The organism is Amycolatopsis sp. NPDC104819, assembly GCF_055583145.1.
The window spans coordinates 307797-324801 of sequence record NZ_JBVJON010000002.1 but is presented as its reverse complement, the minus strand read 5'-3'; the positions used below and the strand labels follow the sequence as shown (position 1 = coordinate 324801).

General features: G+C 71.2%; 15 protein-coding genes and 1 riboswitch. Of the genes, 8 read left to right on the top strand and 7 right to left on the bottom strand.

Annotated features, from left to right (window positions below; translation table 11 throughout):
- Positions 1-25: 25 nt before the first annotated feature.
- Positions 26-535, bottom strand: coding sequence for a MarR family winged helix-turn-helix transcriptional regulator (locus tag ACZ63E_RS06365; RefSeq protein ID WP_465334831.1), 510 nt, complete (start codon positions 533-535; stop codon positions 26-28).
- Positions 536-744: 209 nt separating this feature from the next.
- On the opposite strand from ACZ63E_RS06365, the gene ACZ63E_RS06360 reads away from it, so the two are divergent.
- The 5 genes from ACZ63E_RS06360 (at position 745) to ACZ63E_RS06340 (ending at position 5863) form a co-directional block, all read left to right on the top strand.
- Positions 745-2517, top strand: a complete 1773-nt coding sequence (locus ACZ63E_RS06360) for a family 20 glycosylhydrolase (protein WP_465334829.1) — start codon at positions 745-747, stop codon at positions 2515-2517.
- A gap of 206 nt (positions 2518-2723) precedes the next feature.
- Complete coding sequence (locus ACZ63E_RS06355; protein ID WP_465334827.1) at positions 2724-4277, top strand: DUF8189 domain-containing protein; 1554 nt, start codon at positions 2724-2726, stop codon at positions 4275-4277.
- A gap of 68 nt (positions 4278-4345) precedes the next feature.
- Positions 4346-4768, top strand: a complete 423-nt coding sequence (locus ACZ63E_RS06350; RefSeq protein ID WP_465334825.1) for an HIT family protein — start codon at positions 4346-4348, stop codon at positions 4766-4768.
- Positions 4769-4808: 40 nt separating this feature from the next.
- Positions 4809-5255 carry a pyridoxamine 5'-phosphate oxidase family protein gene (locus ACZ63E_RS06345; RefSeq protein ID WP_465334823.1) on the top strand — a complete coding sequence of 149 codons (447 nt, stop codon included), beginning with the start codon at positions 4809-4811 and terminating at the stop codon, positions 5253-5255.
- Positions 5256-5281: 26 nt separating this feature from the next.
- On the top strand, positions 5282-5863 hold the full coding sequence (locus ACZ63E_RS06340) for a hypothetical protein (protein WP_465334821.1): 582 nt from the start codon (positions 5282-5284) through the stop codon (positions 5861-5863).
- 334 nt (positions 5864-6197) lie between these two features.
- Here ACZ63E_RS06340 and ACZ63E_RS06335 read toward each other — a convergent pair whose 3' ends face one another.
- Together ACZ63E_RS06335 and lepA are read right to left on the bottom strand one after the other, a co-directional pair.
- Positions 6198-6767 (bottom strand): Uma2 family endonuclease, encoded by a 570-nt coding sequence (locus tag ACZ63E_RS06335; RefSeq protein ID WP_465334819.1) that lies wholly within the window; start codon positions 6765-6767, stop codon positions 6198-6200.
- 132 nt (positions 6768-6899) lie between these two features.
- Positions 6900-8741, bottom strand: coding sequence for a translation elongation factor 4 (gene lepA / locus ACZ63E_RS06330; protein ID WP_465334817.1), 1842 nt, complete (start codon positions 8739-8741; stop codon positions 6900-6902).
- A gap of 115 nt (positions 8742-8856) precedes the next feature.
- On the opposite strand from lepA, the gene ACZ63E_RS06325 reads away from it, so the two are divergent.
- Positions 8857-9477: a class I SAM-dependent methyltransferase gene (locus ACZ63E_RS06325; protein ID WP_465334815.1), complete on the top strand. Its 621-nt coding sequence runs from the start codon at positions 8857-8859 to the stop codon at positions 9475-9477.
- Here the strand turns inward: ACZ63E_RS06325 and ACZ63E_RS06320 are convergent.
- Entirely contained in the window at positions 9474-9848 is a 375-nt protein-coding gene (locus ACZ63E_RS06320; protein WP_465334813.1) for a VOC family protein, read from the bottom strand. The two genes, ACZ63E_RS06325 and ACZ63E_RS06320, sit on opposite strands and share 4 nt — an antisense overlap.
- 23 nt (positions 9849-9871) lie before the next feature.
- Positions 9872-10735 carry a DMT family transporter gene (locus tag ACZ63E_RS06315; RefSeq protein WP_465334812.1) on the bottom strand — a complete coding sequence of 288 codons (864 nt, stop codon included), beginning with the start codon at positions 10733-10735 and terminating at the stop codon, positions 9872-9874.
- Between the two features lie 354 nt (positions 10736-11089).
- Between ACZ63E_RS06315 and rpsT the strand changes: the two genes are divergently transcribed.
- Positions 11090-11350 (top strand): 30S ribosomal protein S20, encoded by a 261-nt coding sequence (gene rpsT / locus ACZ63E_RS06310; RefSeq protein WP_284742036.1) that lies wholly within the window; start codon positions 11090-11092, stop codon positions 11348-11350.
- Positions 11351-11399: 49 nt separating this feature from the next.
- On the opposite strand, the gene holA is transcribed toward rpsT, so the two are convergent.
- The gene (gene holA / locus ACZ63E_RS06305) at positions 11400-12380 is read right to left on the bottom strand and encodes a DNA polymerase III subunit delta (protein WP_465334809.1); all 981 of its coding nucleotides are present in this window, start codon (positions 12378-12380) and stop codon (positions 11400-11402) included.
- A 135-nt stretch (positions 12381-12515) separates the two neighbouring features.
- Positions 12516-12649: riboswitch (SAM riboswitch) on the top strand.
- 13 nt (positions 12650-12662) lie between these two features.
- Between holA and thrC the strand changes: the two genes are divergently transcribed.
- Positions 12663-13928, top strand: coding sequence for a threonine synthase (thrC, locus tag ACZ63E_RS06300; RefSeq protein WP_465334807.1), 1266 nt, complete (start codon positions 12663-12665; stop codon positions 13926-13928).
- A gap of 48 nt (positions 13929-13976) precedes the next feature.
- On the opposite strand, the gene ACZ63E_RS06295 is transcribed toward thrC, so the two are convergent.
- On the bottom strand, positions 13977-16355 hold the full coding sequence (locus ACZ63E_RS06295; RefSeq protein WP_465334805.1) for a ComEC/Rec2 family competence protein: 2379 nt from the start codon (positions 16353-16355) through the stop codon (positions 13977-13979).
- Positions 16356-17005: the final 650 nt, after the last annotated feature.

The following is a 17005-nucleotide window of genomic DNA, read 5'->3' as shown; positions in this document are numbered from 1 at the left end:
TGTTACGTGACATGTCACGTAACCGTCAGGGGTGGTCGTCCGGCCGGGGCAGGCTGCCGTGCTCGACGAGCGAGTCGTAGACGCGTTCGAGCAGGCCCGCCAGCTGCGGCAGGCCGTCCTCCCCGAGCGCGTCCAGGAACGCCGTGCGCACGAACTCGACGTGGTCCGGCGCCGCCCGGCGCAGCGCCGCCCAGCCGTCCTCGGACAGCGTCACGTCGGTGGCCCGGCGGTCTTCGGGGCTGACGCCCGTCGCGACCAGGCCGCGTTCGCGCATGCGCTTCAGGTGGTGCGAGAGCCGGCTGCGCTCCCAGCCGAGGCGGACCGCGAGGTCGGTGACCCGCATCCGGCCGTCCGCCGCACTGGTCAGCGCGACCAGCACGTGGTAGTCGGCGAGCGAGATCCCGCTGTCGGCGCGCAGCTGCCGGTTCAGCTCGTACTCCAGGCGGAGGTGCACCTTCATGTACGCGTACCACGCGGCCGTCTCGGCGCTCGAGAGCAGCGCGAACGGCGAACCCGCCACGAAGTCCCGCGTCACCGGGCGAGCTTACTGTGCCGTTCGTTGCCGATCCGGCCACAGTCACGGCCGAATGGTTTCGTGGCCACAGTCACCGGCCGCTCGCGGGGCGGCCTGCTTTCGGCCGGATTGACAACCACCCAAACTGGTCTAGACCATGACCGGCGGAAATGCGACGATCCCGGCAGGCGTGACGGCGAGGTCGCGCCCTTCCCGCCAGGAGGTCCCCGGTGAAGCCATCCCGCACGCGACGGCTCGGCCGCGCACTCGCCGTGCTCGCCCTGATCGGCGCCGGCACGACCGCCGCCCAGCTGGCCCCGGCCGCGGCGGCCACCCCCGCGTTGCAGTCGATCGTCCCGGTGCCGGTGTCGGTGACCCCGGCGGCGGGAGTGACGTTCCCGCTGGTGGCGTCGACCAAGATCGTCACCGAGGCCGGGTCGGCGCCGGCCAAGCAGGTCGGCGACTACCTCGCCGGGGTGCTGCGCCCGTCGACGGGCTACGCGCTGCCGGTGTCCGACGCGCCCGCGTCCGTGCCCTCGGACAGCATCGCCCTCCTGCTTTCCGGCGCACCCGCGTCGGTTGGCGCGCAGGGGTACCAGCTGGTGTCGACGGCGTCGTCGGTCACCGTCCGGGCCACGACGGCCGACGGGCTCTTCGCGGGCGTCCAGACGTTGCGGCAGCTGCTGCCGGGCCGCGTCGAGAGCGCGTCGGTGCAGCAAGGACCGTGGACCGTCCCGGGCGCGACGGTCGTGGACTACCCGCGCTTCGGCTACCGCGGCGCGATGCTCGACGTCGCGCGGCACTTCCACCCGGTGTCGACGGTCAAGCGGTACATCGACCAGCTGGCCCAGTACAAGATCAACAACCTCCACCTGCACCTGGCCGACGACCAGGGCTGGCGCATCCAGATCGACAGCTGGCCGCGTCTGACGACGTACGGCGGCAGCACCCAGGTCGGCGGCGGCGCGGGCGGCTACTACACGAAGGCGCAGTACACGGACATCGTGAACTACGCGGCTTCGCGACACATCACGGTCATCCCTGAGATCGACATGCCGGGGCACGTGAACGCGGCGCTGGCGTCGTACGCGGAGCTGAACTGTAACGGCGTCGCACCCGCGCTGCGGACGGACACGGCGGTCGGGTACAGCTCGCTGTGCATCTCGAAGGACATCACGTACACGTTCATCGCGGACGTCCTGCGCGAACTGGCGGCCCTGACCCCGGGCCCGTACCTCCACATCGGCGGCGACGAAGCGTCCTCGACGTCGGCCTCGGACTACCTGACGTTCGTGAACAAGGTCCTGCCCCTGGTCGCGGCAACGGGCAAGTCGGTGGTCGGCTGGCACGACATCGCGAAGGCAACACTGCCGGCGTCGGCTTCCCCGCAGTTCTGGGGAACCACGACGTCGGACGCGGGCGTCTCGGCGGCGGTTTCCCGTGGCAGCAAGGTGATCCTGTCACCGGCGAACAAGGCGTACCTGGACATGAAGTACAACAGCTCGTCCCCGATCGGCCTGTCGTGGGCGGGCTACATCGAGGTCCAGGACGCGTACGGCTGGAACCCGGGAGCGTACCTGTCGGGCGTGGGCGAGTCCGCGGTCCGCGGCGTGGAGTCGCCGCTGTGGGCGGAAACGGTGGTGACCCCGGCGGACATCGACTACCTGGCATTCCCCCGGTTGGCAGCGCACGCGGAGCTGGGCTGGTCCCCGTGGTCGACGCACGACTGGACGGCGTTCCGCACCCGCTTGGGCGCCCAGGCACCCCGCTGGGTGGCCCAGGGCATCAACTTCTACCGGTCATCCCAGGTCACGTGGGACACGGGCGGCACGACCAACCCGGGCACATGCACGGACGCAGCCTGGACGGCGTCGCAGGTGTACACGGGCGGGAACGTGGTGTCCCACAACGGCCACAAGTGGACGGCGAAGTGGTGGACCCAGGGTGAGGAGCCGGGAACAACGGGCCAGTGGGGAGTGTGGACCGACAACGGCGCCTGTTGAGCATCGCTGGGCCCGTCTCGCGGAGGCGGGCCCAGCCCTCAAATCAGTCTTTCGGCCGCACCGGCGCACCTCAAAACCGACGCTGCTGAGCCGAACGGTGGAAATTTCCCCGTTCCCGTGCGCGAGGAAAGCGAAGAACGACTCATCGTGCGCAGTCCCGGTTCCCCGGTGGCGTCGGGATACAAGGCGCTGAAAGCAGGTGCACGATGGCCAGACCCTTCGTCCCCCGTTCCTCGACGTCACGGCGGCGGCTCGCACGAGCTTCGGCGGCAGTGGTCCTGGCGGTGACCGCACTGCTGATCGGCCCGGCCGCGGAGGCGGGAACCGACGACTACCCGGCCGCGTGGCGCGCTGCGGCGATGGACTCGGTGTTCGACTCCTGGGGCATGTACAACCGGGAATGCACGAGCTTCGTGGCGTGGCGCTTGCACGCGCGCAACGGGTTCGAGATCCCGTTCCACGACAACGCTTCCGGCTGGGGGACGGACGCCCAGGCCCGCGGCTACGCCGTCAACTCCACTCCGGCCGTCGGATCCGTGGCCTGGTGGGCCGGCGGTCACGTCGCCTGGGTCGAGGCGGTCGGCTCCGGCGGAACGGTGACTATCGAGGAGTACAACCATTCCCTGACCGGGGTGTACAGCGAGCGGACCATCGCGGCGAACTCCGTCAGCGGCTACATCCACTTCAAGGACATCGCCGCACCGCCGCCCGCCACACCCGCGCAGGAGTCGATGCAGCCGGCCGCGCAGGCCACGACCGGCGGACTGGTCGTGTTCGGCCGGGGCACCGACCAGCAGCTCTACAACGCCTGGCAAACCGGCCCCGGATCGGCGTGGACACCGTTCCAGCTCGTCACGTCCGGGGGCGGACTCGCTGCGCCGCCGGCCATCCACCGGGAGTCCGACGGAAGCTTCTCGGCCTACGCGGTCAACACCTCCGGGACTCTCTTGACGACGTGGCAGACAGCTCCCGGAAGTGCGTGGCAGCCCTGGACCGTGATCGGCGGCGGTGGTGTCACCGGCGTTCCCGTGGTCGAGCGAGCGTCGACCGGTGGGCTCGTGGTGTTCGTCAGAGGGGTCGACGGCAGCCTCTACACCACGTGGCAGCCGTCGGCCGGGTCGACTTGGGTTCCCCTGCAGGCAGTCACCCCGGGCGGCAGTCTCACCGGCACGCCGGCGATCCACCGCGAAGCGGACGGAAGACTCTCCGCCTACGCCATCAACTCCAACGGCGTTCTCCTCAGCACCTGGCAATCGGCGCCCGGCAGCGCCTGGCAGCCGTGGACGGTCATCGCCGGCGGCACGCCCTTGTCCGGCCGGGCCGTGGTGGATGTCGCATCGACCGGCGGCCTGGTCCTCTTCGCCCGAGGCACCGACGGACTCCTCTACAACACCTGGCAACCGTCCCCCGGCTCGACGTGGGTTCCGCTGCAGCCCGTCGTCGGTGGCGGTGGCCTCGCCGGTTCTCCCGCGATCCACCGGGAACCCGATGGCCGGTTCTCCGCGTTCGCGATCAACACCAATGGCGTACTGCTCACAACCTGGCAGACGGCGCCGGGCAGCGCCTGGCAGCCCTGGACCACCATCGGCGGCGGTGGCCTGACCCCCTCCGGCGTCCCCGACGTCGAAACCGCCTCGACCGGCGGGCTGGTGGCTTTCGCGCGCGGCGCCGACGGCCGGCTCTACAACACCTGGCAGACCGGGCCGGGCACGAACTGGGTCCCGTTCCAGGTCGTGACCAGCGGCCTGCTCGCGCCCTGACCGCAGGTCCGAACCACCCGGGCCAGTGAACCTGGTGCGGCTCCGGTGTGCGTCGCTAGTCTGCGGCCATGCCGGAGCCGTGCCCGATCTGTGCCAAGCACCGGGGGGCCGGGCCGCTGGTGAGCCCCGTCGTCTGGGCTGACGAACTCCTGGTCGTGACCCATCAGCCCGGCACCTTCCTGGGCTATCTCTTCGTCGAGCCCCGGCGGCACGTCGCGGGGCTGGACGAGCTCACCGAGCCCGAGGCGCTGGACGTCGCGCGGGCGGCGTGTGTGGGCGCGCGGGCGCTGCGGACCGAGCTCGATCCGCTGTCCGTGCACACCTTCGTCGCCGGGAGATCGGTGGCCGGGGTTCACTTCCACCAGCACCTGTTCGTCCGGCACCGGGGCACGCCCGAGGAGCGCGGCTGGACCGACGTCGACTGGCCCGGCGCTCCGCACGGCGATCCCGCCGGGCTGTGCGGACGGTTAGCACCGCACTTCACCCGGTGAAACCGGAACATCGCGCCGGGCGGGCAGGTTAAGTTGAGGCATGAGCGTTGATCTCGAGCAGGTTCGGACGCTGTCGCTGCAGGAGCACGGCCTCGCCACCGTCGCCACGACGCGCGCCGACGGCACGGTGCACTCCTCCGTGGTCAACGCGGGCGTCTTCGACGACCCGGTGACCGGTGTCCCGGGTGTCGCCTACGTCGCCGTCGGGCAGGCGCACAAGCTTCTGCTGCTGCGCCGGGCCGGGCACGCCACGCTGACCTTCCGGCGGGGCTGGAACTGGGTCTCCGTCACGGGCGCCACCCACCTCATCGGACCGGACGACCCCGACCCCGCCTTCGACGCCGCGGGCCTGCCGAAGCTGCTGCGCGACGTCTTCATCGCCGCCACCGGCACGCACGACGACTGGGACGAGTACGACCGTGTGATGGCCGCGGAGCGCCGGGTTGCGGTGTTCGTGCGGGCGGACCGGATAATCGGCAACCCCTGACCCGCCCGGCCCCAGGAGTCGTCCCGTTGCCCGAGTCCCCGTCCCGCGTCACCACGCCGGTCAAGGTCCTGATCGGCGTGCTCGCGGTCGCCGACGCCGGTTTCGGCGGAGCGCTCGCCTTGGGGCTGGTGCGCGGCCTGTCCCCGTGGCTGATCGGCGGCGCCTACGCGGCCACCGTGCTCGTCGCGGTGGTCGTGTTCCGCGCCTCCCGTGCTCGCATGCTCAAGCGCGGCCTCGACGGCCTCCGCGACCTCACGCTCGGCGAGGAGGGCATCCGCCTGCCCGCGGGGACGCTCAGCACCCGGGTGGTCCCGTGGTCCCAGATCGCCGACGTGACGGTGCGCCGCTCAGCCCGCTTCGGCGACGGCCACCTGCGCGACGCCATTTGGCTGGACCTGGTCACCGGTGAAGGAGTGGAGAGCTCGGTGCAGTGCTACGCCCCGCGCGGCAAGCTGCACCCGGCCCCGGCGGGAAGGCGCCAGTTCGAGCAGACGGCGATCCTCGACCCGGCGCTGTTCACGGCGGTGATCGAGCGGCTCCGGAAGGAGCTGCGGCACCGACAGCTGCACTCCCAGCTCCGCGGCGCACCACGCATCCGCCACCACTGACGGGGCTCCGCAGCTGCGCCGCATTCGACGGCGCGGCAAACGAACTGCGCGCTCACTCCGTCGGCGGCGAAACAGGGCCGCCGGGCAGAGTCGATGACCCGGTCCTCCAGCGCCGCGATCCGCCAACGCTCCCGGCCGCACAGGCAGCGCGGCCTGCGGCCCGCCGGGCAGCCTCGCCAGCATGGCCAGCGCCTCCCGGCCGGGTCCGGCCAGCGCGGCCAGCCTGTCCTGGTGCTCGGCCCGCAGGCCTCAGGCACGCCGGGCAGCTTCGCCGGCATGGCCAGCGCCTCCCAGCCGGCGCGGCCAGCCTGTCCTCGTGCGCGGCCCGCCTGCCTCAGGCGAGCCGGCCCAGCAGCTCCCGCGGCACGATCCGCACCGGGAACGGCCGCTCGAGCTCGACCGCCTCGTCGCCCGCCGCCTTGGCCACCTGCTGGTAGCAGCCGTCCTCGTCCAGCTCGAACACCGTCAACGCCGGCTCCGCCGGGTCGATCACCCAGTAGCTGCCCGTCCCGAGCCGCTCGTAGACCACCCTCTTGGTGTTGAGGTCGTGGATCGCCGTGCTGGGTGAGAGCACCTCGACCGCCAGCACCGGTGGCACCGGGAGATCCTTGTCGGTGAAGTCTTCGTCCCGGCCGACCAGGACGTCCGGCTGTAGCTCGATCTTGTCACCGTGATGCACCGCGAACGGCGCGACGACTACGTCGAACTCGGGCGGGCAGGAATCGACGAGCGCTCTCCAGAGCCATACCGCGATCGTCTGGTGTCGTCTTCCCGGCGCAGGGGTCACCAGGAGCACCCCGTCGATGAGCTCGTAACGTCGGCTGTCATACGGCATCCCCCCGAGGTCGTGCACCGTCAGGGGGCCCGAATCGCCGGGATGCTCGATGTCCGCCATGACCGTCATGGTGCTCTCCTTTCGCTCTTCGCACCAGAGCACACCAGACAGCACCGACAGAAACCGCGTCGAACACGGGTTCGGCGCCCATATTCACTAGTCGGAGTGAATATGGGCGCCACTGTCACATCAGGAGAACAGTTACTTCTTGCCCTTACCCGAGTCCTCAGTGGACAGAGCGGCGACGAAGGCCTCCTGCGGGACCTCGACCCGGCCCACGGTCTTCATCCGCTTCTTGCCTTCCTTCTGCTTCTCCAGCAGCTTCCGCTTTCGCGAGATGTCACCGCCGTAACACTTGGCCAGGACGTCCTTGCGGATCGCGCGAATCGTTTCGCGGGCGATGATCCGGGAGCCGATGGCCGCCTGGATCGGCACCTCGAACTGCTGGCGCGGAATGAGCTCGCGCAGCCGCGTCGCCATTCGGTTGCCGTAGCCGTAGGCCGCGTCCTTGTGCACGATCGCGGAAAACGCGTCGACGGTTTCGCCCTGCAGCAGGATGTCGACCTTCACCAGCTCGGCGACCTGCTCGCCGGCCTCTTCGTAGTCGAGCGACGCGTAGCCGCGCGTACGCGACTTCAGCGTGTCGAAGAAGTCGAAGATGATTTCCGCCAGCGGCAGGTTGTACCGCAGCTCGACCCGGTCCTCGGACAGGTAGTCCATGCCGAGCAGCGTCCCGCGCTTGGTCTGACAAAGCTCCATGATCGTGCCGACGAACTCCGACGGCGCGAGGATGCTGACCTTCGAAACCGGTTCGTGCACCTCGGAGATCTTCAGCCCGCTCGGCCAGTCCGACGGGTTGGTCACGACCACCTCGCTGCGATCCTCCAGCACCACGCGGTAAACCACGTTCGGCGCCGTCGAAATCAGGTCGAGGCCGAACTCGCGCTCGAGCCGGTCGCGCGTGATCTCCAGGTGCAGCAGGCCGAGGAAGCCGCAGCGGAAGCCGAAGCCCAGCGCCACCGACGTCTCCGGCTCGTAGTCGAGCGCGGCATCGTTCAGCTGGAGCTTGTCGAGCGCCTCGCGCAGCTCCGGGTAGTCGGAACCGTCCACCGGATACAGTCCGGAGTAGACCATCGGCTTCGGCTCGCGGTAGCCGGCCAGCGCCTCCTTGGCGCCGTGGCGTTCGGACGTCACGGTGTCGCCGACCTTGGACTGGCGGACGTCCTTCACGCCGGTGATCAGGTAGCCCACCTCGCCGACGCCGAGCCCCTTGCTGGGCTTGGGCTCCGGCGAGATGATCCCGACCTCGAGCAGCTCGTGCGTCGCGCCGGTCGACATCATCTTGATCTTCTCGCGCGGCGTGATCTTGCCGTCGACGACGCGGATGTAGGTGACGACGCCGCGGTAGGTGTCGTACACCGAGTCGAAGATCATCGCCCGGGCCGGCGCGTCCGCGTCGCCCTGCGGCGCCGGGACCTGCTTGACGACCTCGTCGAGCAGCGCGCCGACCCCCATACCGGTCTTGGCCGAGACCCGCAGGACGTCGTCGGGCTCGCAGCCGATGATGTGGGCCAGCTCACCCGCGTACTTGTCGGGGTCGGCCGAGGGCAGGTCGATCTTGTTGAGCACCGGGATGATCTGGAGGTTGTTCTCCAGCGCGAGGTAGAGGTTGGCCAGCGTCTGGGCCTCGATCCCCTGCGCGGCGTCGACCAGCAGGACGGCGCCTTCGCACGCCTCCAGCGCCCGAGAGACCTCGTAGGTGAAGTCGACGTGGCCGGGGGTGTCGATCATGTGCAGGACGTGGTCCTGCCCGTCGACCTGCCACGGGAGCCGGACGTTCTGGGCCTTGATCGTGATCCCGCGCTCCCGCTCGATGTCCATCCGGTCGAGGTACTGCGCGCGCATGGCCCGCTCTTCCACGACGCCGGTGAGCTGCAGCATGCGGTCGGCCAGGGTGGACTTGCCGTGGTCGATGTGCGCGATGATGCAGAAGTTCCGGATGAGCTCCGGAGGCGTGAAGGTCGTGTCGGCGAACGTCGTCACTCGAATGAGTCCTCGGAAAGTCGGGGATGGCCACCTCTATGGTCCCATGGCCCTCCGGGTGCGGGTGGGGGTCATCCCCGATGCGGGCTTTTGTGATCCGTGGTGCCCTCGAAGTATGAGCACTTCGCACCAGCCGGCACCCCCTCCCCAGCCGGAGACCAGCGGCTTCGCCCGTGTCCTCGACCGGACGTTCGGTCACCCCTCCGGCGCGCTCGGCCGCCTCGGCGGCCTGCTGATGGCCCGGGGGAACGCCGCCACCGAACACCGCGTCGTCAACCTGGCCAAGCTCGAGCCGGACGAGACCGTCCTGGTCGTCGGGCCAGGCCCCGGCGTCGGCCTGGAAGCCGCGTCGCGGCTGGCCGGGCGCGTCGTCGGCGTCGACCCCTCGCCCGAGATGCTGGCGCTCTGCCACGAGCGCTGCGGCGACCGCGCCGAGCTGCGGGAAGGGTCGGCCGCGCACACCGGTGAGCCCGGCGAGTCCGTCGACGTCGTGCTGACCGTGAACAACGTCATGCTCTGGGACGACCGCGCCGCGGGGTTCGCCGAGCTGTTCCGGGTGCTGCGGCCCGGCGGGCGGCTGCTGCTGTCCGCGCACGAGAAGTGGCTGCCCGTGAGCAGGCACGTGCTAGCCGACGAGGCCGCCGCCGCGGGCTTCGCCGACCTGCAGACGTGGACCTGGGAACCGCCCGGCTTCACCGCGCTGGCCGCGCAGCTGCGCGCCGTCAAGCCCGCCTAGCGGGTGTCGGTGCGGATCGGGTGGCCCTCGGGCACCTCGACCAGCACGATCCGCGTGCCGTCCGGGTCGGCGATCCAGGCCTCGTCCAGGCCCCAGGGCTCGCGCTGGGCGTCGCGCACCGGCTCCAGGCCTTTCCCCTTGAGCTCGGCCAGGGTGCCCGCCAGGTCCCGGACCTGCACCCAGAGCACCAGGTCGGGCGACGCGCCCGCCGTCCCCTCGCCGGAGACCTCCAGGGAGCCGTGGCCGAGGAAGAAGACGGTGCCGCCGGGGAACTCGCGCTCCACGGCCAGGCCGAGGGTGTCGCGGTAGAACCCGGTGGTCGCGGCGACGTCACGCGGGCGGATCAACAGCCTGCTCTTCAGGACTTCCATCAGACCATCCCTACCGGACGCGCTCAGGCGACCGCAATCGCGGCGATCCCCGACAGCACGATCACGGAGCCGGCGAGCCGCCGCACGGCGTCGCGTTCGCCCAGCACCAGCCACGCGGCGAGGCCGCCGAGCACGATGCTCACCTCCCGGGCGGGCGCGACCAGGCTGACCGGCGCCATGGTGAGCGCGAACAGCACCAGGACGTACGCGATCGGCGACAGCACCGCGACGACCAGCACCTCACGACGCTGCTCGCTCCAGATCCGGCGCACCTCCCCGCGGTCGGCCAGCGCACCGGGCACGAGCAGCACGCTCTGCAGGACCGACCCGAGGCCGAAGTAGACGATCGGCGGCACGCTGAGGCCGGTCACCGCGTGTGCGTCCCAGAGCGTGTAGCCGGCGATGACGGCGCCGGTCAGCAGGCCGTAGAAGATCCCGGCCTTGACCGCTTGCGGGTCGCCCGCCTTGCGGCCGGTGCTGATCACCAGCACCCCGGTGATCACGAGGAACGCGCCGAGCAGACCGAGCCAGCCCGGCCGCTCGCCGAGCACCAGGACGGCGGCCAGCACCGACAGCAGCGGCCCGGTGCCGCGCGCGACCGGGTAGACGACGGAGAGGTCGCCGACGCGGTACCCGCGCTGCAGGACGATCCCGTAGGCGATGTGCAGCACCGCCGTCACGACGGCGGCGAGCAGCCAGCTCCACTGTGGACGGTCCGTTTCCACGACCAGCAGCACGACCGTCACCGGCAGAAGGAAGACTGCGGAAGCCGTGTAGTAGAGCCAGACGAACTGCGTGCCGCCGGAGGAGATCCGCTTGGCGGCCAGGTTCCACGCCGCATGCACGACCGCGGCGACGAGGACGAAGGACAGGGCGGTGGCGTTCATGGGACCCTTTCGGGTTTTCGCGCGCGCGAAAACCGGGTCCTCCAGGCTTTTGCCCCGTCAGATGAACGACCGGCCGTCCGGGCCCGCCGATGGTGCCGCTCGGACCAGACCCGCCGGTCCTGGTTGTGTGGTGCGGCGTGTGCGGACCGGCGACGGAACCCTAGGCACTGACCGCCCTCCACCGTACTCCCCATGATCGGTTGCGCGCAGGTCCCGGCGGACGAGGCCGGGAGCCGGGCTGTTAGAGTTATCGCTCGCTGCCCGTGCGGCATTCCGTCATGGAGGAAACCTGCTTTCGAGCAGGGCCACTTCAGCGCGGCGGCGAATCTCACCGAGTGAAACAGGAGTTGCCCTATGGCCAACATCAAGTCGCAGATCAAGCGCATCACGACGAACGAGAAGGCGCGTCAGCGCAACCAGGCGATCCGGTCCTCGGTGAAGACCGCGATCCGCAAGGTCCGCGAAGCCGCCGACGCCGGCGACAAGGCCAAGGCTGCCGAGCTGCAGCGCGACGCCGCCCAGAAGCTGGACAAGGCCGTCTCGAAGGGCGTCATCCACGCCAACCAGGCCGCCAACAAGAAGTCGGCGCTCGCGAAGCGCGTCAACGCGCTCTGAGCAAGCTGTTTCTGGAGAAGCCCCGGCCTCGGCCGGGGCTTTCTTCATGTCAGCGGTCGCCCTTGGCGGCCGCCACCTCCAGCACGGCTCGTTCCAGCGCGTAACCCGGGTCCGCCGCCACGCCCTTGACCTCGGCGTTGAGCCGCGCGACCACCCGCATCGCCGTGGCCAGCCCGTCCTGGTTCCAGCCCCGGGACTGGCCCTGCGCCTTGCGGATCTTCCACGGCGGCATGCCCAGCTCGCCGGCCAGCTGGTTGGGGTTACCGCGGCCCGCGCCGGAGACGCGGGCGATCGTGCGGACGGCGTCGGCCAGCGCGTCGGCGACCAGGACGTGCGGAACCCCGAGCTGCATCGCCCAGCGCAACGACTCGAGTGCGGCGGCGCGGTCACCGCTGACCGCCCGCTCCGCGACCGCGAACCCGGTCACGTCGGCCCGGCCGCGGTGGTAGCGCCGGACCGCTTCGGCGTCGACCGCGCCGCCGGTGTCCGCGACCAGCTGCGTCGCCGCAGAGGAGAGTTCCCGCAGGTCGGAGCCCACGGCGTCGATGAGCGCGGCGACGCCGGCGGGGTCGATCTTGCCGCCCACCCGGCGCACCTCGTGCCGCACGAACTGCTCCCGCTCAGCGGGCTTCGTCATCTTCGGGCACTCCGTGACTTCGGCGCCGGCCTTCTTCAGCACGGCCGGGAGCGTCTTGCCGGCCTTGCTGCGGCCACCGCCGGTGTGCACGACGACCAGCACGACCCCCTCCGCCGGGTCCTTCAGGTAGGACGCCACGGCGTCGGCCAGCTCCTGCGAGATGTCCTGCGCCGACTCCAGGACGATCACGCGGCCTTCGCTGAACAGCGAGGGGCTGACGAGTTCGGCCAGCTCAGGGGCTGTGAGATCGGACACCCGGACGCGGGTCAGCTCGGCCGTCGCGTCGATCGTGCGGGCCGCGGCCAGCGTCTCGCGGACGGCGCGCTCGATCAGCAGTTCTTCCTCACCCAGGACCAGGTGAAGCGGGGGCGGGGCGGTGGCTTGCGCGGTCACCGGAGGATCCTCTCACTTCTCCGAACGTGCGCCCGCTCCGGTGATGTGGAGCCGCCACCATGGCACGGTCCGAACGCCATGTCGTACGGTGTCCTCGAGGCGGCGCGTTTGTGGCGCGCCCCGACAACCGAATACCGCTCATCCAGAGGGGCAGAGGGAACGGCCCGACGAAGCCCCGGCAACCGGCGTACAGCCCGTCATCCCGCGATCGCGGGGTAGCTGACGACCACGGTGCCAATTCCGGCCCGCTTCGGCGGGGCAGATGAGGAAAGGAACCTCGCGATGACCGCAACCCTCGGCACGACCTCCACCACCAAGACCCCGGATCTCGGACCGGCCGTCGAACTGGTGTCGAAGGAAGAGGGCCACCGGCAGCCGCTCGCCCCCGAGTTCGTCTCCGCCGAAGACTTCTCGCCGCTCGAGGTCGCCTACGACTTCGGCCGCGTCCGCCGCGAAGACATCGAGGCCGGCCCCAAGAACATCTGGCGCTACAAGAAGCTCCTCCCGGTTCCGTCGAACATCGAAGAAATCCCGAACACCGAGCCCGGCGCGACCCGCTTGGTGCGCGCCGACCGCCTCGCCAAGGAGCTCGGCCTCAAGCGTGTGTGGGTCAAGGACGACACCGGCAACCCGACGCACTCCTTCAAGGACCGCGTGGTCGCCGTCGCGCTGGCCGCGGCCCGCGAGTTCGGGTTCGAGGTGCTCGCGTGTCCCTCGACCGGCAACCTGGCCAACGCGACGGCCGCCGCGGCCGCCCGCGCCGGCTGGCGGTCGGTCGTGCTGATCCCGAAGTCCCTCGAGCGCGCCAAGATCCTCACCACCGCGGTCTACGACGGCGACCTCATCGCCATCGACGGCAACTACGACGACGTCAACCGCCTCGCCACCGAGCTCGCCGGTGAGCACCCGAAGTGGGCGTTCGTGAACGTGAACGTCCGGCCGTACTACTCGGAAGGCTCGAAGACGCTGGCCTTCGAGGTCGCCGAGCAGCTGGGCTGGCGCATCCCGCCGCAGATCGTCGTGCCGATCGCCTCCGGTTCTCAGCTCACCAAGGTGGACAAGGGTTTCCGCGAGCTGGGTCAGCTCGGTCTCGTGGACGCCAGCCCGTACAAGGTGTTCGGCGCCCAGGCCACGGGCTGCTCGCCGGTGTCGGCCGCGTTCCGCGGCGGCCACGACGTCGTCCAGCCGGTGAAGCCGGACACGATCGCCCGTTCGCTGGCGATCGGCAACCCGGCCGACGGCCCGTACGTGCTCGACATCGTCAACCGCACCGGCGGCGCGATCGAGGACGTCTCCGACGAAGAGGTCGTCGAAGGCATCCGCCTGCTGGCCCGTACCGAGGGCATCTTCACCGAGACGGCCGGCGGGGTCACCGTCGCCACGGCGAAGAAGCTGGTCGAGACGGGCAAGCTGGACCCGGACGCCGAGACGGTGCTCCTCATCACCGGCGACGGCCTCAAGACCCTCGACGCGATCGAGAACCACGTGGGCCCCAAGGCGGTCCTGCCGCCGTCGGCCGCCGCGGTGAACAAGGCGCTCGGGTACTGATCTTCGCCCCGGCGGTGCGCCGGGGCGGGCCGCGGGGCTCACCCCGGCTCATCGGCGCGGTGGGCCGCGGGGCTCGCCCCGGCGTGAGATCGCCGGGCCCGCCGGTTCGCCTACGACGGCGGTGTCTCCGTCCTGGTCCGTCCGGGTCACCCGTGCGCCCAACGCCACCAGAGTGTCCATTGTGGACTTGCTGGGATGTCCGTAGGTGTTGCCCGCGCCCACGCTGACCAACGCCACCCGCGGCGCCACCGCGGCGAGGAACGACGGCAGCGAGTACCGCGAGCCGTGGTGTGGGACCTTCAGCACCTCCGCTTTCAAGTCTGTGACGTCGGCTAGGAGGTCCGCCTGCGCGGCCAGTTCGACGTCGCCGGTCAGGAGCATCCGGCCGGCTGCCGTTTGCGCCCGGAGGACCACCGAGCTGTTGTTGATGGTGGTGCCGTCCTGCCCGGCTGCACGGGCAGGGACGTAGCGCGGGCCGAGCACGTCGAGTGAGAGCCCGGGCCAGTCCAGCCGCTCCCCCGGGTTCAGCTCGACCAGGGGCACGGCCTGGCGGGCCGCCTCCGCGGCGACCTGCCGCCACGCCCACTCCGGCGCGCGCCCCGGCCCGACGGCGATGCCGCCGACCGCCCGGCCGTCGAAGACCGACGCGAGCCCGCCGATGTGGTCGGCGTGCAGGTGGCTCAGCACCACCAACGGGATCCGGTCGACGGCGAGCCGGTGCAGGCACTCGTCGACCGGTCCCGGCTCGGGTCCGGTGTCGATGACGATCGCCCGTCCGGGCTCGGCGGTCGCCAGGACGACCGCGTCACCCTGCCCGACGTCGCATTCGACCATCGCCCAGTTGCGCGGTGGCCACGCCGGCGCGATCACCCGGACCGGCACGAGCACCAGCAGCGCGCCGACGACCAGCACGGCCATGAGCAGCCGGACCCGCCGGTGACGAGCGGCCAGCACCAGCACGAGGAGCACACCGGCGGCGAGCAGGCCGCCGGCCCAGCCGCCGGGCCACGCGACTGTCGCGCCCGGGGCTCGTGCGCCGTGCCGCGCCACCGTGATCAGCCAGCGTGCCTCCGGATCGGCCAGGTGCACCAGGACCTTCCCCGCGCCCGGCCACCAGGGCCCGGTGACCGTCGCCAGCACGCCGAGCACGGTCGCCGGGGCCACGACCGGCGCCGCGAGGACGTTGGTCAGCACCGAAACCAGGCTCACCGAGCCCGCCATGCCCGCGATCACCGGTGCGGTCACGAGAAACGCCGCCAGCGGGATCGCCAGCCCTTCGGCGAACCCCGGCGGAACGCCGCGGCGGACGAGCGCGGCCGCCCAGCGAGGCGCGAGCAGCACGAGCCCGGCGGTGGCGAACACCGACAGCGCGAACCCGAAGTCCGTGGCCATCGCCGGATCCGCCACCACCAGCACGCAGACCGCGAACGCCAACGCGGGCAGCGCCGAACCACGCCGTCCCAGCGCCAGAGCCAGCAACGCGACCGCCGCCATGACGCCGGCCCGCAGCACGCTCGGTTCCGGGCCGACCAGGACGAGGAACCCGGCCAGGCACGCCCCGGCCGCCACCGCCGACAGCCGGGGCCCGAGCCGGACCAGGCGCAGGAGGAGCAGGACCGCGCCGCAGGCCACGGCGAGGTTCCCGCCACTGACCGCGGTCAGGTGGGCGAGGCCGGCGGTGACGAACTCCTGCTCGACCCGCGGCGACAGGCCGCTCGTGTCGCCGAGGACCAGGCCCGGCAGCAACCCGGCGGGCTCGTCCGGCAGGCTCTGGCACAGGTCGTGGAGACCCGCGCGCAGATCGGCCGCCGCCCGCTGCCACCACGGCGCGGGGCCGGGTTCCGTGGGCGGGCCGCGCACGGACAACACGGCGACGGTCAGGTCCGAACCACGCGGCGGCATCAGCAGCCCCGAGACGGCCACTTCCTGGCCTGGTAGCAAAGTCGCCCACTGCGCGACCGGTGCGAGGAGGAGAACCTGCCCGGAGGAGTCGACCGGGCGGCCGTCGACTGATGCGGTGCGCACGTCGGCGGTGAGCACCACCGATCGGGCACCGGCTTGGGTGTCGGCGTATCCCGCGCTCCGCACCGGCTTCGGCCGTTCGGCGACGATGACTCGGAGGGTGGCCGGTAGGCCGTTTGCCGCTGCCGCGCGGAGTTGGTCGTGTTGGGCGTCGCGGATTTGCCAGGCGACCGGGCCGGCTGTGACGAGGCCCAGTACGAGTACGGCCGCGGCTGTGCCAAGTGCGCGGGGACGGCCGCGGGCGCGGTAGAGCACCAGGCCGGCGATGAGCGCCGAGGCGAGCCCGGCGGCGAGTGCCGTCCACCAGCCGAGGAGGAGGCCGGACAGTGCCGCGAGCCAGCACAGGAGGGCTGCCGGGACCAGCCGCATGTCTTGGCGGGTGTCGGTTGCGGGGACGGTGGTCATCCGACCGGCTCCTGTCTTAGTAGGCTGGCGGCTGTTGTCGACCGCGGGCCGACGAGCAGGCTGGCTGGTGCGCCGAGCCGGGCCAGCGCCCGGGCCACCGGCAAGCCTTGCCAGGCGACAGTCACCTGCGTCCGCGCGCGGACGAGGAGCCCGACCAACACGCCAAGCCACGCCGGGACCCGCTGCGGGCCCTGCCAGGCGGCGGTCACCGGGGTAGCCGCCGACCGTGAATCGACGAGGAACCCGAAAAGCGCGTCAGGCAAGCACATCTTCGCCGCCTGAACCAACCGCAAGTCGTGTGGAGCGGCAGTCACCGCGACGGCAGCCGCCGACCACCAGCCACCAAGTGACCCGGCCAGGGCCGCTGAGAGCAGCCGCGAGCCCTGCAAGGTGGCAGTCGCCGGGGTGGGAGCCACCGCCCGCGAACCGACGAGGAACCCGAAGAGCGCGCTAGGCCGGTACACCAGCGCAGCCCGAAGCAACCACGAGTCCCGCCCGCCCGCAGGAGAGAGCGGTGTTGGCCGGGTTGCTTGGCAGCCGGTGGCCGACGGTCGCCGTTGCAATGACTGCTGCTCGGCGCCGTTCGGGATCGGCGTCGGGCACCGCGACGGGGAGCCGTTGGGCCCGCCGGCGGGTGTGCGGTTCGAGCG